At 71.0% G+C, this 15,180-nt stretch carries 14 protein-coding genes; 4 read left to right on the top strand and 10 right to left on the bottom strand.

Annotated elements, in window-relative coordinates; translation table 11 throughout:
- Positions 1 to 11: 11 nt before the first annotated feature.
- The 6 genes from ACY35P_RS00770 to ACY35P_RS00745 form a co-directional block, all read right to left on the bottom strand.
- Positions 12 to 3,428: an amidohydrolase family protein gene (locus tag ACY35P_RS00770; RefSeq protein WP_462113905.1), complete on the bottom strand. Its 3,417-nt coding sequence runs from the start codon at positions 3,426 to 3,428 to the stop codon at positions 12 to 14.
- A gap of 91 nt (positions 3,429 to 3,519) precedes the next feature.
- The gene (locus tag ACY35P_RS00765; protein WP_462113904.1) at positions 3,520 to 4,464 is read right to left on the bottom strand and encodes a DegV family protein; all 945 of its coding nucleotides are present in this window, start codon (positions 4,462 to 4,464) and stop codon (positions 3,520 to 3,522) included.
- Positions 4,465 to 4,576: 112 nt separating this feature from the next.
- Complete coding sequence (locus ACY35P_RS00760; protein WP_462113903.1) at positions 4,577 to 5,245, bottom strand: hypothetical protein; 669 nt, start codon at positions 5,243 to 5,245, stop codon at positions 4,577 to 4,579.
- The gene (locus ACY35P_RS00755) at positions 5,236 to 5,643 is read right to left on the bottom strand and encodes a DUF1761 domain-containing protein (protein ID WP_462113902.1); all 408 of its coding nucleotides are present in this window, start codon (positions 5,641 to 5,643) and stop codon (positions 5,236 to 5,238) included. Before ACY35P_RS00755 ends, ACY35P_RS00760 begins: the two co-directional genes overlap by 10 nt.
- Before the next feature lie 137 nt (positions 5,644 to 5,780).
- The gene (locus ACY35P_RS00750; RefSeq protein ID WP_462113901.1) at positions 5,781 to 7,076 is read right to left on the bottom strand and encodes an amidohydrolase family protein; all 1,296 of its coding nucleotides are present in this window, start codon (positions 7,074 to 7,076) and stop codon (positions 5,781 to 5,783) included.
- Positions 7,073 to 8,509, bottom strand: coding sequence for an amidohydrolase (locus ACY35P_RS00745; RefSeq protein ID WP_462113900.1), 1,437 nt, complete (start codon positions 8,507 to 8,509; stop codon positions 7,073 to 7,075). The genes ACY35P_RS00750 and ACY35P_RS00745 overlap by 4 nt, the downstream gene beginning before the upstream one ends.
- A gap of 112 nt (positions 8,510 to 8,621) precedes the next feature.
- Here ACY35P_RS00745 and ACY35P_RS00740 point away from each other — a divergent pair, with 112 nt between their 5' ends.
- From ACY35P_RS00740 to ACY35P_RS00730, 3 genes are all read left to right on the top strand, one after another.
- Positions 8,622 to 9,398, top strand: a complete 777-nt coding sequence (locus ACY35P_RS00740; RefSeq protein ID WP_462113899.1) for an AMP nucleosidase — start codon at positions 8,622 to 8,624, stop codon at positions 9,396 to 9,398.
- A gap of 182 nt (positions 9,399 to 9,580) precedes the next feature.
- Complete coding sequence (locus ACY35P_RS00735; RefSeq protein WP_462113898.1) at positions 9,581 to 10,138, top strand: lysozyme inhibitor LprI family protein; 558 nt, start codon at positions 9,581 to 9,583, stop codon at positions 10,136 to 10,138.
- A gap of 4 nt (positions 10,139 to 10,142) precedes the next feature.
- Positions 10,143 to 10,682 carry a DUF924 family protein gene (locus tag ACY35P_RS00730; RefSeq protein WP_462114013.1) on the top strand — a complete coding sequence of 180 codons (540 nt, stop codon included), beginning with the start codon at positions 10,143 to 10,145 and terminating at the stop codon, positions 10,680 to 10,682.
- Between the two features lie 67 nt (positions 10,683 to 10,749).
- Here ACY35P_RS00730 and grxD read toward each other — a convergent pair whose 3' ends face one another.
- Positions 10,750 to 11,676: a Grx4 family monothiol glutaredoxin gene (gene grxD, locus ACY35P_RS00725; protein WP_462113897.1), complete on the bottom strand. Its 927-nt coding sequence runs from the start codon at positions 11,674 to 11,676 to the stop codon at positions 10,750 to 10,752.
- A 72-nt stretch (positions 11,677 to 11,748) separates the two neighbouring features.
- Here grxD and ACY35P_RS00720 point away from each other — a divergent pair, with 72 nt between their 5' ends.
- A complete protein-coding gene (locus ACY35P_RS00720; RefSeq protein WP_462113896.1) occupies positions 11,749 to 12,534 on the top strand; it encodes a polysaccharide deacetylase family protein in 786 nt (261 codons plus the stop codon).
- Between the two features lie 5 nt (positions 12,535 to 12,539).
- On the opposite strand, the gene ACY35P_RS00715 is transcribed toward ACY35P_RS00720, so the two are convergent.
- From ACY35P_RS00715 to ACY35P_RS00705, 3 genes are read right to left on the bottom strand one after another with little or no spacing between them, the layout of a single operon-like run.
- Positions 12,540 to 13,235, bottom strand: coding sequence for a methyltransferase domain-containing protein (locus ACY35P_RS00715; RefSeq protein ID WP_462113895.1), 696 nt, complete (start codon positions 13,233 to 13,235; stop codon positions 12,540 to 12,542).
- Positions 13,232 to 13,843 carry an SGNH/GDSL hydrolase family protein gene (locus ACY35P_RS00710; protein WP_462113894.1) on the bottom strand — a complete coding sequence of 204 codons (612 nt, stop codon included), beginning with the start codon at positions 13,841 to 13,843 and terminating at the stop codon, positions 13,232 to 13,234. The genes ACY35P_RS00715 and ACY35P_RS00710 overlap by 4 nt, the downstream gene beginning before the upstream one ends.
- Position 13,844: 1 nt before the next feature.
- On the bottom strand, positions 13,845 to 15,089 hold the full coding sequence (locus ACY35P_RS00705) for an aminotransferase class I/II-fold pyridoxal phosphate-dependent enzyme (protein ID WP_462113893.1): 1,245 nt from the start codon (positions 15,087 to 15,089) through the stop codon (positions 13,845 to 13,847).
- Between the last annotated feature and the right edge of the window lie 91 nt (positions 15,090 to 15,180).

Here is a 15,180-nt window from a genome sequence, read left to right as displayed (position 1 = left end):
CGATGCGACCGTCAGTCCTCGCCGTGCGCGCGGGCTTCGGCCTCGTTGAACGTGCGCCCGAACGTGGTGCCGTCCTTGCCGCGCTGCCAGAAGAAGGTCGGCGCCGCCGCGTTGCGGCCGCCGATCTCCTTCATGCCCGCGTCCACGTCGAACAGGCGCCCGTTGACCATCACGAAGCGCGTGTCGATCGTGCTGCGGATGTTCTCCAGCGGGTTCGAATTGAGCACGACGAGGTCCGCGCGCTTGCCCGCCTCGATCGAGCCGAGCTGCTTGGACAGGCCGAGGTAGTCCGCGCCGTCGACGGTCGCCGCGCGCAGCGCCTCGAAGTTGCTGAAGCCGCCCTGCGCGAGGCTCCAGATCTCCCAGTTCGGCGACAGGCCCTGGAGCTGGCCGTGGCCGCCGACCTGGATACCGATGCCGGCATCGCGCATCGCCTTGGCCGTCTTCGCCACGTTGATGTGCCAGTAGTCCCAGTCCGGCGCCGTCTCGCGGCGGATGCTGCGTGCATCGAGCGTGTCGCGCGGGAAGAAGCGCGCGAGCTTCCTGTCTTCCCAGACGTCGTCGCGCGCGTACCACCAGTACTCGCCCGACAGGCCGCCGTAGTTCACCACGAGCGTCGGCGTGTTGCGCACGTCGGTCTGCGACCAGACGCCGATGACGTCCTTGTAGAGCGGCGCGACCGGGATGTTGTGCTCGATGCCGGTGACGCCGTCGATCATCATCGTCATGTTGTGGTGGAAGGTGGAGCCGCCTTCCTCCACGACGAGCAGGCCCAGTTCGCGCGCGGCCTGGTCGATCTGCTGGCGCTGGTCGCGACGCGGCTGGTTGTAGCTCTTCACCGAGAACGCGCCGACCGCCTTCATCCGGCGCAGGTGGCTGCGCGCGTCGTCGAGCGAGTTCACCACCGCCTTGAAGTCGCCATCCGCGCCGTAGAGGATCGTGCCGGTCGAGAACAGGCGCGGGCCGACCATCCGGCCGGCCTTCAGCAGCTCCGCCTGCGAGAAGACGAACTCGGTGCTGGCCGACGGGTCGTGCATCGTGGTGATGCCGAAGGCGAGGTTCGCGTAGTAGGCCCAGTTCTGCTGCGGCACCACGCCGGAGCCGAAGTTCGCCGAATGCGCATGCACGTCGACGTAGCCCGGCACGATGGTCTTGCCGGTGGCGTCGACCATGCGCGCACCCGCCGGCACGGCGACCTGCGAAGCCGGGCCGACCGCGACGATGCTGTCGCCGCGCACGACGACGGTGCCGTCCTCGATCACCTCCTGCGCCTTGGCCGCATCGCGCATCGTGACCACGCGTGCGTGCGTGAACGCGACGGTCTCGTCCGGTGCATAGACGGGCTGGGTCAGGCCCATGGCCACGCCGCCGTCGTTGGTCGGCTTTGCGATTTCTTTCGGCGCACCCGGCAGGAAGGCGAAGCTCTGCGTGAGGTCGCGCGAGTAGTAGCGGTCGCCCATCGTCCAGTGCAGCGACTTCGAGTCCGCCGCCCAGTGCAGGTAGCTGCCGACGTCCGCGCTGACCTGCGTCACCGGCACGGCCTTGGTGTCCTTCGACAGCTCGAGCGCCTGGCCGGTTTCGACCATCGGCGCCACGTAGGCATTGAACAGCTCCGTGAACGCGACCCACTTGCCGTCGGGGCTGATGCTCACCGTGTCCGGATACTTGAGGTTGAAGACTTCGCGCGGCTGTTCACCGTTGAGGCCGACGGATATCAGCTTCTTCTTGAGCCCGCCGCCGGTGAAGTAGTAGACGCGGCTGCCGTCGGCGCTGAACTGCGGCGCATCGCCTTCGTCGGCGACGCGCTTCGCGCCACCGCCGTCGGCATTCATGACGTAGATGCCGGTGTCGTTGCTCCACGTCGAGCCGGTCATGCCGCTGCCGCCCGACTTCGAATACACGATGCGGCGGCCGTCCGGCGAGAAGCGCGGGCCGTAGTAGTAGCCCTTCTCGGTCGTCAGCTTGCGCCCCGCGCCGGTGCCGGCGGCGTCGCGCAGCCAGATGGCGCCGAGACCCTCGTCGGACCACGTCGTGTAGAGCAGCTTGCTGCCGTTCGCGCTGAAGCTCGGCTGGTATTCGTAGACGCCGGTGTTCGACGTCAGGCGCTCGGGCGTGCCGTTGGGCAGCGTCTTGCGCCAGAGCTGGCCGACCGCATTGAACACGACGCTGCGACCGTCGCTGCTGGTGGCGACGTCGCGGATCAGCTTCGGCGCGAACGTGCCGGAATCGAGCGTCTGCGTGAAGCGCAGCGGCGCGGTAACGGCCTGCTCGATCTCCGCGGTGAACGGGATGTTGGTCGGCGTGCCGCTCGCCATGTCGACGCGCCAGAGCTTGCCCTGCGCCCAGATCACCACGTTCTTCGAGTCCGGGGTCCAGTCGAAGTCGGTGTACGGGCCGAAGATCGCCCACGCTTCCTGCTGGTCGTGCGAGAGACCGTCCCACACCGCGCGCACTTCGCCGCTCTTGAGGTCGAGCACGTGCAGCACCGACTTGTCGCGGATGCGCTTCACGAAGGCGAGCGACCTGCCGTCGGGCGAGGGCTGCGGGCGCACCGCGCCGCCGGACGTGTCGACCAGCGTATCGATGCGACCGTTGGTGCGGTCGAGGCGCTTGATCGCGTAGATCGTGCCGTGCGGGTCCTTGTTGTACTGGAACGTCGGGCCGCGGCTCACGTCCTCGGAGAAGTAGACGTAACGCCCGTCGGGCGACACCGCGGGCTCGCCGAGGTCCTGCTGGTCGTTCTTCTGCTTGGTCAGCTGCACGCCCGTGCCGCCGCCGGCCACGTGGTACATCCACAGCTCGCCGGCGCCGAGCGAGCGCTCGCCGGTAAAGTGCTTGCGGCCGATCAGGTACTGCCCGTCCGGCGTCCACACCGGGTTGTTGAGCAGGCGGAAGTCTTCCTTCGTCACCTGCACGGCATTGCCGCCATCAAGGCGCATGCGCCAGAGGTTGTTGCCGCCGCCCCGGTCGGAGGTGAAGGCGATCTGCGTACCGTCCGGCGAGAAGCGCGGCTGCACGTCCCAGGCCGCACCCTTCGTGATGCGCGTCGCCGTGCCGCCGCCGATCGGCAGCAGGTAGATGTCGCCCATCATCGAGAAGGCGAGCTGGCGCCCGTTGGGCGAGACGTCGACGTCGAGCCAGGTGCCCTCGTCGGTGGTGAAACGCACGGTCTTGGTCGGGCCGTGCGGGGCGTTGACGTCCCACTTCGAGGCGTCGGCGTTGTCGCCCGGCTTGGCGGGGCCGCGCTGGGCCTGCCCGGGATCCTTCGCCTTGGGCACGCCGGCGGGGTTGAGCGCGTCCTGCTCGAGTTCGGTATCGGGCGACGGCGGCGGCGTGTCGCCCTTGTTCGCGTTCTGGGCGAACGCAGGCATGCCGAGGGAGAGCGCGCTGGCGAGCGCGACGGCGAGCAGGGAACGGGTCGGGGTCATGGGCGTCGAGGGCAGGGAAACCCCTCGACGGTAGCGCGCACGGCCGCCGGGCGACCGGGCCGGAAGTCAGGTGGGCGTGACGCCCGTCGCCTTACTCCCAGGCGGCGGCGTCGGAGGCGAAGCCCAGCGTCAGCGAGCCCTTGCCGACGTTGCACATGCCGGTGAGGCTCATCAGGCTTTCGAGCACCTCGACCTTGTGCATCCGGCAGGTCTCGATGAGCTCCGCGTAGCCCGGCAGCTGGCGCATCTCGTCCAGCGGCCCGCCGTAGCTCATCACCAGCGTCGGCGTCATGAGCTTCCCGTCGCGGACGCGGCGCGAGGCGAAGCCGAACAGCTTCTCCGCCGCGTTGGTGAAGCCCTTCACCTTGGCCACCGGGCCCGTCTCGCCGCGGTTGCAGTGCAGCACGGGCTTGATGTCGAGCGCGCTGCCGAGCGTGGCCGACAGGAAGCTCACGCTGCGGTCGCCGCGATGGCGCGTACGGGCGCGCAGGTAGTTGAGGTCGCGCGGCACCATGTAGGCCTGCGTGTTCAGCGCCACCTGCTCGATGCGCGCGCGCATCTTCGGCGCGCCTTCCTGGGCGTCGCGCAGCCGAACCGATTCCACCGCGGCGATCGCCTGCCCGGCGAACACGCTCTGCGTGTCGATCACGCGCAGCGCGAACGGCGTCGTGATGCCCGCGGCGGTGCGCGGGCCCTTGTAATCGTTGAGGATCGCGAAGCTCGCCTGCTGCGTGTTCTCGAAGATCGGGCTGCGGGTCTTCGTGATCGTCATGCAGAAGACGTAGTCGTAGTCGATCACCAGCTTGCGCAGGAACAGGTCCTGGACCTGCTGCACGGTGAAGGGCTGCGTGTCCGCCTGCGCCATCAGCTCGTCGGACTTGTTCTCGAGGAACTCGAGCGTCGCCTGCTGGTTGCGCTGGTCGGCGAGCACGGCGTCGCCGATGCGGACCGTGATCGGCAGCAGCGTCAGCTCGTGCTTCTGGATGTATTCGAGCGGAAGGTCGCAGGCCGAGTCGACTACCAGACCGATACGCATGGAGAGGCCCCCCTGTGGGCATTGAACGCTTGATTCCGGACAGGATTATCGGCGCTCGCGCCGGATCCTTGACCGGGTACGGTGGCCGCCGCGGGCAGGATGCGGCGCCCGTTCAGCAACCGGTGCTTCGATGGACCGCGGCCTGCCGCACGAGTTCACCCGCCCGCGCCCGGGAGGACAGGAACAGCGTGGGCTGGCCGACGTTGTAATGGTCGGTCGTGTCGAGGATCAGGTCGAGCCGTCCGTCGCGGTCGAGATCGCCGGCGAACCACAGCGACGGGGCGGCATCGTCGCCGAGCATGACCGCCCCGTCGTCCTGCATCGTGGCCGTGGTGCGGGCGAGGACCTGCGACCGGCCCGCGTGGCTCATGACCACCTCGCACGGGCGCGACGCGGCGCGGGCGGGACCGGTGCAGCGCACGACGAGGCGGTAAGCGGTGCTCCCGAGCTTCAGCTCGAGCGGTTGCAGGCCGAGCGATGCAACCTCGGCGCCGCCGGCACGCGGCACCGGACCCGGCCGCAGGCCCGCGCCGCGCAGGACGACGCGCGTGTCGGGCACGTCGACGTCGACCTCGCGACCCGTCGTCTCCTCCGGCGCATCGAGCACCGCATCGTTGACGGCCCGCACGCGCACGCGCGTCGCGACCAGTGCGGCGCCGTTCCCGCCGTTTCGCAGCGCGAGCCAGGCCTGGCCGTCGCGGGCGATCGTCTCGTCGCCGTGGAACAGGCCGACGGGCTGCAGCGCGAACGCGGCGGCGAGGAGGAGTGCGCTCAGCGCCATGCGGCGAGGATCGCGCCGTACAGCGTGAACTGCACGACGTGGTAGCCACCGTCGATCAGCCACAGCGCGAGCGGCCGGCCGGCGAAGGCGTAGTTGATGCCGAAGCTGGTGGCCACGAACAGCAGGCCGATCATCGCACCGAGCCCGGCGCCGTGCAGCGCGCCGACGCTTGCCGGCACGGCCAGAGCCATCGCGATCGCGGCGACGAGGCTGAGGACGATCGCGACGCCGAACGTCTTCGCGGGATGGCGCGCCGGGGGTGGCGCGGCCGGGTCGTGGCCGTTGGCGCGAAGCCACGGCTTGAGGAACAGCGGCCCGTACCAGAGGCCGCCGAGCAGGAAGGCCGACAGCGCGGCGACGAGCACCGGCAACGGATGGATCACGGCGAAGGCGGTCATCGGGCGGCCCGTCCGGCGTCCCCGCGCCGGCGTGCCCGGGAGGATACGGGCCCCGGCCGCGCGGGCGGCGACCGTCGATCCGCAAAAAAAAGACCGCCCTGCGCGGGCAGGGCGGTCCGGGTCACGCGGGAACGGGCTCAGCGGCGCCGGTCGGGCACGTCGTAGGCCCGCGGCAGCGCGCCCTTCGGCGCGAGGTAGCGGTCGCGCAGGTCCGTCTGGCGGCTGCGCATCGGGATCGCGCGGCCGTTCAGCCACACCTGACGGGCGACGTTCGCGACGTCGAGCGGGTCGCCCGTCCACAGCACCAGGTCGGCGCGCTGGCCGACCGCGATCGTGCCGGCGTCCTTGATGCCGAAGACCTCCGCCGGCACGCGGGTGAGCGCGGCGAGTCCGTCGTCCCACGACAACCCGTTCGCGACCGCGTTGCCCGCGAGCTGGCGGGTGTTGCGCGCGTTGTGCGTCGGGTTCTCGCCGCCCTGCACGATGCCGACGGTGACGCCCGCACGGCGCAGCAGGGCCGCGTTGTCCATGCGCGCGCCGATCTCGTCGAAGCCGACCGGCAGGTTCGCCAGCGGGTCGACGAACACCGGCACCTTCGCTGCGGCGAGTTCGCCCGCCATGCGCCAGGCCTCGGCGCCGCCGACGATCCCGATGCGCAGGCCCTGGCGCTTGGCGAAACGCAGCAGCTGGTGGATGTCCGCCGCGCGATCGACCTCGAACATCACCATGCCCTCGCCACGGGCGTAGCGCGCGAGCGTGGCGCGGCCGGCCGGGGTCAGGCTGGCGACGTTCGTGGTGGCCGGAATGCGGCCGCGCGCCTCGTCGAGCCACTGCTCCAGCAGCATCCACTGCGCCGCGCGCGAGCGGCCCGTCTGCCCGGCGCTTTCGCTGCCGAGCGCGACGAACAGCAGGCGCGGGCCGATCGGATCGGGCGAGCCGTCGAGCCGCACGAGGCCGCCCTGGCCGAGGATGATCGAGCCGCCCTCGGCGAGGCCGGGGATCAGCATCGTCACGCCGACGCCCTCGATGCGCGTCACCGGCACCGCGGACGCATCGGGATTGAAGGCGAGCGTCACGTCGAACTCCGGGCGCACGACCATCTCGCGCGTGCGGTTGCCGAGCCCGAGGCTGGCATCGACCGTGGTGTCCTCGCCGGACACCTCCTCGACGCCGAGGTGGGTGAAGCCGCCGAACAGGGCGGGCGTCACCGGTGCGCCCTGCGCGTCGACCGCGGGCACGCCCGCGGGTGCGGACAGGCCGGGGCCGACCGCGGCGACGCGGCCGCCACGCACCAGCACGTCGGCGCCCTGCAACGTGCCGCGCGACGTGGCGGTGTGCACGGTGGCGTTGCGGATCAACAGCTCCTGCGCGGAGGCGCCGCCCGCGATGGCGAGCAGCAGCGCACCGGCGAGCGTGGCGAGGCGGCGGCTCATCGCACGCCTCCCGTCGGCGCCGCCGACTGGCCGAGCAGGAAGTCCGACACCGGCTGGCGCGAGCGGTCGTTGCGGTCGTACATGCGTGCCCCGTCGATATAGACCTGCTCCGCCTTCGCGTAGCTGCTGAACGGCGTGCCGTTCCAGACCACGACGTCGGCCATCTTGCCGGCCTCGAGCGTGCCGGTGCGCTCGAGGATGCCGAGTGCCTTCGCGGGGTTGCGCGTGAGCCACTGGATCGCGTGCTCGGGCGTGATGTCCATGCCGGCGAGCTTCGCGTGCGCGATCACCTTCGCCGCTTCCTGGTTGAGGCGCTGGATGCCTTCCTCGGAGTCGGAATGCACGATCGCGCAGCCGTTCGGCGCGCGGTCGACGAGCGCGATGTTCTCCTGGATGCCGTCGTAGGCCTCCATCTTGAAGCCCCACCAGTCGGCCCACAGCGCACCGCAGACGCCTTCCTGGCCGAGCCGGTCGGCCAGCTTGTAGGCCTCCACGCCGTGGTGGAACGCGGCGATCTTGAAGCCGAACTCCTTCGCGAGGTCCAGCATCGTCGCCATCTCGTCGGCGCGGTAGCAGTGGATGTGGACGAGGATGTCGCCGTTGATCGCGCCCGCGAGCGTGTCCATCTTCAGGTCGCGCTTGCCGCCGGTGGCGTTCTCGCTGTCGGCGTTGCCGGAGGCGGACTGCCACCAGTGGCGCTTGGCAGGGGCCGCGGGCTTCGGGCGGTTCTTCTTGAGGTATTCGCTCGCATCGATGAACGCGGCGCGGTAGCCGGCCACGTTGCCCATGCGGGTCGACGGGCCGCCCTTCTGGCCGTAGACGCGCTTGGGGTTCTCGCCGCAGGCCATCTTCAGGCCCCACGGCGCGCCCGGGAACTTCATGCCCTGGTACGTCGTGGACGCCACGTTCTTGAGCGTGACGCCGCGCCCGCCCACGAGGTTCGCCGAGCCCGGCAGGATCTGCAGGCTGGTGATTCCGCCGGCGAGCGCGGTGAGGAAGCCCGGGTCCTGCGGCCAGATCGAATGCTCGGCCCAGACGTTCGGCGTGGTCGGGCTGGTCGCCTCGTTGCCGTCGCTCTGCGCGTTCACCGACGGGCTGGCGTAGACGCCGAGGTGCGAATGCACGTCGATGATGCCCGGCGTGACCCACTTGCCGCTGCCGTCGACCACCGTCGCGTCGGCGGGCGCCTGCAGCGCGGTGCCGACCGCCGCGATGCGGCCGTCCTGCATCAGCACGTCGGCGCCGTCGAAGCGCCGGCCGGTGCCGGTCAGCACGGTCGCGTTGCGGATCAGCACCGGGCCCGAGGCGACGGGCGCGTAGGTGCTGGGATACGGGTCCTGCACGAAGCGCGACGGCGGCGCGCTGGCGGCGGTCGCCGCGAGCGGCACGGCGAGCGCGGCCGTGAGGGCGAAGGAGGCGAACGGTCTGAGCATTGGGGTCCCCGGGACAAACAGCCCCCGACCCTAACGGCCGCGGCCGGTGCCGTCACCATGACCTTCGTCATGTCCGGTGCCACAATCGGCACAAACCACGAAAGCATTCGAAATGCGAGAGAAAGATCAGATCGTCTCCAACTGGCTGCCGCGCTACACGGGCGTGGCGCTCGAGGACTTCGGCGAGCACATCCTGCTCACCAACTTCAGCGGCTACCTGCACACGTTCGCGCGCCTGATGGGCGCGGAGGTGGTCGGCCTCGACCGCGCGATGCCGAGCGCCACCGCCGACGGCATCACCATGATCAACTTCGGCATGGGCAGCCCGAACGCGGCGACGCTCATGGACCTGCTGTCGGCGATCTCGCCGAAGGCCGTGCTGTTCCTCGGCAAGTGCGGCGGGCTCAAGCGCAAGAACAAGCTCGGCGACCTGGTGCTGCCGATCGCCGCGATCCGCGGCGAGGGCACGTCCAACGACTACATGCCCCCCGAGGTGCCCGCGCTGCCGGCGTTCGCCCTGCAGCGCGCGGTGTCGACGATGATCCGCGACCTCGGCCACGACTACTGGACCGGCACCGTCTACACGACGAACCGCCGCGTCTGGGAGCACGACGAGGCGTTCAAGGACTACCTGCGTCGCCTGCGCTGCATGGCGATCGACATGGAGACCGCCACCGTCTTCGCCGCCGGCTTCGCCAACCGCATCCCGTGCGGGGCGCTGCTGCTCGTGTCGGATGCGCCGATGACGCCGGAAGGCGTGAAGACCGCCGAGTCGGATGCGCGTGTCACGGCGGAATTCGTCGAGAACCACATCCAGGTGGGCATCGAGGCGCTGCGCCTGATCCGCCGGCACGGCAAGTCGGTGAAGCATCTCCGCTTCGACGAGTAGCGGAGCCGGGCCGGGCTCGCGACTCCGGCCGATGCCGCAGCCTCCGGGCACCCGTGGCAGCGCCCGGGTGCACCGAAGCGGCATAAAAAACGCCTGAAAAACGACCCCGACGAACGGCCCCGGCACGTCGCGACCCCTGCGACACCCCGCCTGCAGACTGTCTCCCCAGACAGGAGCAGGACATGGAACAGGCCTTCCTGGTGGTCCTCGGCGCGGCGCTGACGTGGGCCTTCTATTTCATCCAGCGCCGCGTCGAGCGACGACGCACCACCGAAGCGATCGAGCGCAACCAGAAGCTGCTCGCGCTGAAGCAGGGGCTCGAAGGCGCGAAGACGAGCCTCGGCGACCTGCAGCGGTTCGAGAACGGGCTCGTCGGCAAGGCGCAGAGCGCGGTCGAGATCGCCGACGGCTACCTCGCGCGCGCCGAGGAGGTCATCGAGCGCGGCGCGGTCGAGGTGCTGCAGGACGACGAGTTCACCGCACAGGCCCGCGAGCGCCTGCTGTTCGCCGACGCGCGCCTGCATCGGGTCGTCGTGCGCCTGCGGGCACAGCTCGACGGCGAGAACCAGGCCTCGTTCGACCGTGCGCACGCGGCCTGGCTCGGCTTCCGCGACCGGCATGCGCTCTTCATCGCGCAGTCCTATTCTCGGGGCCCGATCCGGGCATTGATCCAGGCGGTGACGCTCGAGAGCCTCACCGCCGCGTGGATTGCCGAACTGGAGACCCAGCTGGGTGAATGAGTCGATCGCCACGGCCGCCGATGTCGTCGCCTTCTGGCGGGATGCGGGCGCGTCCCGCTGGTTTGTGCGCGATGCGGCGTTCGACGCGGACTGCCGGCGCCTGCTCGATCTCCATTTCGCCGCCTCGCGTCGCGAGCGGGACGCCTGGGCGGAGACCGCCGAAGGCGCGCTGGCGCTGGTGCTGCTGCTCGACCAGATTCCGCGCAACGTCTTTCGCGGCAGTGCGCACGCCTACGCGACGGACGCTCTCGCGCGCAGCTTCGCCGACGCGGCCCTCGCGCGGGGTTTCGACCTCGAAACCGAGGAGGCGCTGCGGATGTTCTTCTATCTGCCGTTCGAGCATGCCGAGTCGATCGACGCGCAGCGCCGTTCGCTCGCGCTGCATCGCGAGCGCCTGCCCGCGCCGGACGCCGATCGCTGGGCGGTGCTCCACCTCGAGCTGATCGAGCGATTCGGTCGCTTCCCGCATCGCAATGCCGCGCTCGGCCGCGCGACCACGCCGGACGAGCAGGCGTATCTCGACGGCGGCGGCTTCGCGGGCTGAGCCCAGCCGCAGCGCCAAACGACGAACGGCCGCTTTGCGGCCGTTCGATTCACGCGTCGGGACGCGCTCAGTAGCGGGGGACCGCCGCGTCGACCTGCTGCGACCAGGCGTCGATGCCGCCGTCGACGTTGTAGACCTTCGTGAAACCGAGCCGGCGGAAATGCTCCGCGGCCGCGGCGCTGCGGCCGCCGTGATGGCACAGGAAGGCGAGCGGCGTGTCCTTCGCGAGGCCTTCGACCTCGGCGGCGGCGTCGCCGTCGAGCACCGAGAACGGCGCGCGCACCGAGGCGATCGTGCGCTCCTCCACCGGACGCACGTCGACCAGCGTGAGCTGGCCGTCGCCGAGCATGCGCGCGGCGGTGGCGACGTCGATCGACTTCACGCCCGTGGCGTTGGGGTTCTCGACCACCAGGCCGCGACCGCGGGCGTCGTCCACCCAGTCGATGCGGATGCCCTTCGCGCGCGGCGCGCTCGCGGCATCGAACTGCGCGCGGATGCCGTCCACCTCGGTGGCGATCGCGTTCGGATCGACCGGACCGAGCTGGAGCTGCGTGCGGTGCTCGGCGTCCACGCTCACCTGCAGCGCATAGCCGGGGCCGGCACCGGCGATCGCGTCGCGCAGCATCTGCGCGGCGGCCGGCGTGATCTCGATCGACGGCGGCGTGCGGTCGGGGGCCTCGACGCCGATCAGCGCATGCAGCTCGCCCGAGTTCGCCATCTGGATCACGATGTCGCTGCCGCCGACCAGCTCGCCGTCGACGTACAGCTGCGGAATCGTCGGCCAGTCGCCGTAGGCCTTGATGCCTTCGCGGATCTCGGGATCGGACAGCACGTCGACGTGCGCGTACTCGACGCCCATGCCGTTGAGCAGGCCGGCGGCCTTCGCCGAGAAGCCGCACTGCGGCATGGACGGCTGGCCCTTCATGAACAGGACGACGCGGTTCGCCTGCAGGAGCGATTCGATGCGGGTGCGCACGGCGGGGTCGAGCGACATGGGGCGGTCCTCCGAGATAAGACGGCCATTTTACGGGTCGGGGCGGCATGGACCGCGTGGCATCATGAACGGATGGTTCCGTCCGACGTGAAGCTGGCGCACCGGCCGCCCCGGTTCCCGCGTTTGGCGGTGGCGCTGTCGATCGCCTCGCAGGCGGCCGTGGCGCTGCTGTGGTGGCGTTTCGGCTGGCGCACGGGCCTGCCGGCGCTGATCCTCAGCCACGCGGCGCTGCTGTGGGGCAGCCTGCGCTACGACTCGGCGCTGTTCGGCCCGGTGGTGCGCTCGCTTCCGACGCGCGAGAAGCTCGTCTGGCTGACCATCGACGACGGCCCGTCCACCGACACGGCCGCGATCCTCGACCTGCTCGATCGCCACGGCGCGAAGGCGACCTTCTTCGTCGTCGCCGACCGCGTGCGCGCGCATCCGGCCCTGGCCCGCGAGATGGTCCGCCGCGGACACGAGCTGGGCAACCACAGCGACCGCCATCCGTCGAAGTGGTTCTGGGCGCTGGGCCCGTCGCGCATGCGGCGCGAGATCGCCACCGCGCAGACCGACATCGCCCGCATCTCCGGCCGCGCGCCGCGCTGGTTCCGCGCGGTCGTCGGCATGGCCAATCCGTTCGTGGCGGCGCCGCTGCACGAACTCGGCCTCGCGCGCGTCGCGTGGAACGCGCGCGGCTTCGATGGTGTCGCGGGCGATCCGGACCGCGTGGTGGCGCGCGTGGAGCGCGCGCTGCGGCCGGGCGCGATCGTGCTGATGCACGAGGGCGCGCCCCACGGTCGCAATGTCGAAATGCTCGATCGCCTGCTCGGACGGTTCGACGCGCTCGGCTACCGCTGCGTGCTGCCGGCGACCTGAGCCCGTCAGTCGCGGCGCGCGACGATCCGCCAGTTGTTGAACGGCGTGTTGCCGTACAGCGGCACGAAGTCGCTCGCGAGCCCCGCGGCATCGAGGCGTGCACGCAGCTCGTCGGCGCGGGGGTAGCGCCGCGGCGCCGAATGCATCCAGCCGCTCAGGCGGCCGAGCACGTCGGTGAAGTGGGTGAATCGCGCGCGCGTGCCGCCGTCGTCGAGCCCGGTGCGGATCACGAGGCGGCCACCGGGCGCGAGCATCGCGATCGCACCTTCGACGATGCGCGCCTGCGCCTCGGCGTCGACGTACTGCAGGACGTCCAGCACGGCGACGCTGCCGCGATGCGCGGGCAGGCCATGGGTGAGGTCGACGGCTTCGAACGCGACGTCGCGCAGGCCCGCGCGCGCGGCGATGCGCGTGGCATGCGCGATCTTTCGTGCGTCGATGTCCACGCCGCGGTAGGGCAGGTCGAGCCCGTCCTCGCGCAGCGTGTGCGCGAGCAGGCCGAGGCCGCAGCCGAGGTCGAGGACCGGCGCCGACGTGCCCCGCAGGGCCTCCGCGACGGCGGGGTACAGAGGATCGCTGCCGAGCTTGCCGCGTGTGTAGTAGTAGTTCCAGCGGTTGCCGGCGCGCGATTCGGGGCGGAAGGCCTCGGCGATTCGGTGCGCGCGCTCGCGCGCGAGGGGCTGCCCGGTGGCGCGGTTCATTCCGCGCCGAGCAGGCCGTGCACCGCGGGCAGCGCGATCTCGACCCAGCGCGCGTACATCGCGCGGGAGGGATGCAGGCCGTCGGACGTGAGCATCGACGGGCTGTCGCCGTCCTCGCGGCTTGCCGGGGTGATGTCGACGAACGCGATCCGCCGCGACTCGCACATGTCCTGCGCCGCGTGATTGAAGGCGTCGATCTCGCGGCCGACGTGGTGCGCGTCGTGGCCTTCGTCGCGGGCGAAGCGCGTCGCGCCCCAGTCGGGGATCGACAGCATCAGCACGCGCTCGCTGCGGCCGCCGGCGAGCTGCACGGCGGTGCGCAGCAGCGGTTCGAGCTGCGCGCGGTACTCGGCCAGGCTGCGGCCGCGGTACTGGTCGTTGACGCCGATGCACAGCGAGACGAGGTCGAAATGCCCCAGCGGCTGCGCGGCGGCGATGCCGGCCGCGAGCTCGTCGGTGGTCCAGCCGGTGGCCGCAACGATGCGCGGCTCGGCGATGGCGATGTCGTCGTGGCGGAGGGCGCGCACCAGCCGCACCGGCCAGCGGTCCTCGGCCTCGACGCCTTCGCCGATCGTGTAGCTGTCGCCGAGCGCGAGATAACGCAGCACGTCAGGCGACCTGCGACGTGCGCGAGGCCGACGCGGCGCGACGATCGAGCACGCGCTCCACGCGCGCGAACACTTCGCGAAGCACGTCCGCCTCCGGCAGCAGCGTCACCCGGAAGTGGTCGCGGCTGCGCATGTTGAAGCTGGTGCCGGGGACGATCAGCACGCCTTCGCTCTCGAGCATCTCCAGCGCGAAGCCCTGGTCGTCGAAGCCGATGGCGGCATCGCCGACGACCTGCGGGTAGCCGTACAGCGCGCCGCCCGGCGTCGCCATGCGCAGGTGGCGGCTCGCGGCGACGCTCTCGACCACCGCGCGGCGTGCTTCGAACAGGCGCCCGCCCGGCGAGGTGAGCTCGTGGATCGTGGCGCTGCCCGACAGCGCCGCCTCGATCGCGAACTGACCCGGCACGTTCGCGCACAGGCGCAGCGCGCCGAGCAGGTCCATCGCGTGGTGGAAGTCGCCGACGCTCAGCGGATCGCCGCTCAGCATCGCCCAGCCGATGCGCCAGCCGCAGGCGCGATAGACCTTGGACAGGCCGCCGAACGAGAGGCAGGGCACGTCGCCCGCGAGCGGCGCGAGCGGCTGGAACGTGGCGCCGTCGTACAGCACCTCGTCGTAGATCTCGTCGCTCATCAGCAGCAGCTTGTGCTTCGCCGCGATCGCGACGATGCGCTCGAGCAGTTCGCGCGGATACACCGCGCCGGTCGGATTGTTCGGATTGATGACCACGATCGCGCGCGTGCGCGGCGTCACCAGGCCCTCCATCTCGTCCGGATCGGGCAGGAAGCCGTTCTCGGGGGCGCAGCGGTAATGCACCGCGCAGCCGTCGTTGAGGATGGTCGCCGCGGTCCACAGCGGGTAGTCGGGCGACGGCACCAGCACCTCGTCGCCCGGGTTCAGCAGCGCGCGCAGGCTCAGGTCGATCAGCTCGCTCACGCCGTTGCCGATGAAGACGCGCTCGGGGGTCGCGTTCGGCGTGCCGCGGCGGCGGTAGTGGGCGGCGAGCGCCTCGCGCGCCGCGGGCAGGCCCTGCTGGTGCGTGTACGGGTCGGTCTCGTGGATGCGATCCGCGATCGCGCGCTGCAGGTGCTCGGGGGCGCGGAAGCCGAAGGCGCCCGGGTTGCCGATGTTCAGCTTGATGAGCTTGCGGCCCTGCGCTTCCAGCTCGCGGGCCCGGCGGGCGAGCTCGCCGCGGATCTCGTAGCGGACTTCGGACAGGCGTTCGCGGGTCTTGAGCACGTGGGACATGGAAGCGGCGGCAGCGCGGATTCGGCGGCCAGCCTACCGGAATTCCGGAGCGCCCCCACGCACGGCGCGGCCGCTGCGACTGGCTAGAATC

This window comes from Lysobacter xanthus (assembly GCF_047159895.1).
The sequence above is the reverse complement of the archived record's forward strand: the minus strand, read 5'-3'. Positions and strand labels throughout refer to the sequence as shown.

Excerpts from the sequence above, each read along its gene's own strand:
- ACY35P_RS00770 (WP_462113905.1), bottom strand. The coding sequence starts at position 3,428 with ATGACCCCGACCCGTTCCCTGCTCGCCGTCGCGCTCGCCAGCGCGCTC.
- ACY35P_RS00765 (WP_462113904.1), bottom strand. The coding sequence starts at position 4,464 with ATGCGTATCGGTCTGGTAGTCGACTCGGCCTGCGACCTTCCGCTCGAA.
- ACY35P_RS00760 (WP_462113903.1), bottom strand. The coding sequence starts at position 5,245 with ATGGCGCTGAGCGCACTCCTCCTCGCCGCCGCGTTCGCGCTGCAGCCC.
- ACY35P_RS00755 (WP_462113902.1), bottom strand. The coding sequence starts at position 5,643 with ATGACCGCCTTCGCCGTGATCCATCCGTTGCCGGTGCTCGTCGCCGCG.
- ACY35P_RS00750 (WP_462113901.1), bottom strand. The coding sequence starts at position 7,076 with ATGAGCCGCCGCCTCGCCACGCTCGCCGGTGCGCTGCTGCTCGCCATC.
- ACY35P_RS00745 (WP_462113900.1), bottom strand. The coding sequence starts at position 8,509 with ATGCTCAGACCGTTCGCCTCCTTCGCCCTCACGGCCGCGCTCGCCGTG.
- ACY35P_RS00740 (WP_462113899.1), top strand. The coding sequence starts at position 8,622 with ATGCGAGAGAAAGATCAGATCGTCTCCAACTGGCTGCCGCGCTACACG.
- ACY35P_RS00735 (WP_462113898.1), top strand. The coding sequence starts at position 9,581 with ATGGAACAGGCCTTCCTGGTGGTCCTCGGCGCGGCGCTGACGTGGGCC.
- grxD (WP_462113897.1), bottom strand. The coding sequence starts at position 11,676 with ATGTCGCTCGACCCCGCCGTGCGCACCCGCATCGAATCGCTCCTGCAG.
- ACY35P_RS00720 (WP_462113896.1), top strand. The coding sequence starts at position 11,749 with ATGGTTCCGTCCGACGTGAAGCTGGCGCACCGGCCGCCCCGGTTCCCG.
- ACY35P_RS00715 (WP_462113895.1), bottom strand. The coding sequence starts at position 13,235 with ATGAACCGCGCCACCGGGCAGCCCCTCGCGCGCGAGCGCGCGCACCGA.
- ACY35P_RS00705 (WP_462113893.1), bottom strand. The coding sequence starts at position 15,089 with ATGTCCCACGTGCTCAAGACCCGCGAACGCCTGTCCGAAGTCCGCTAC.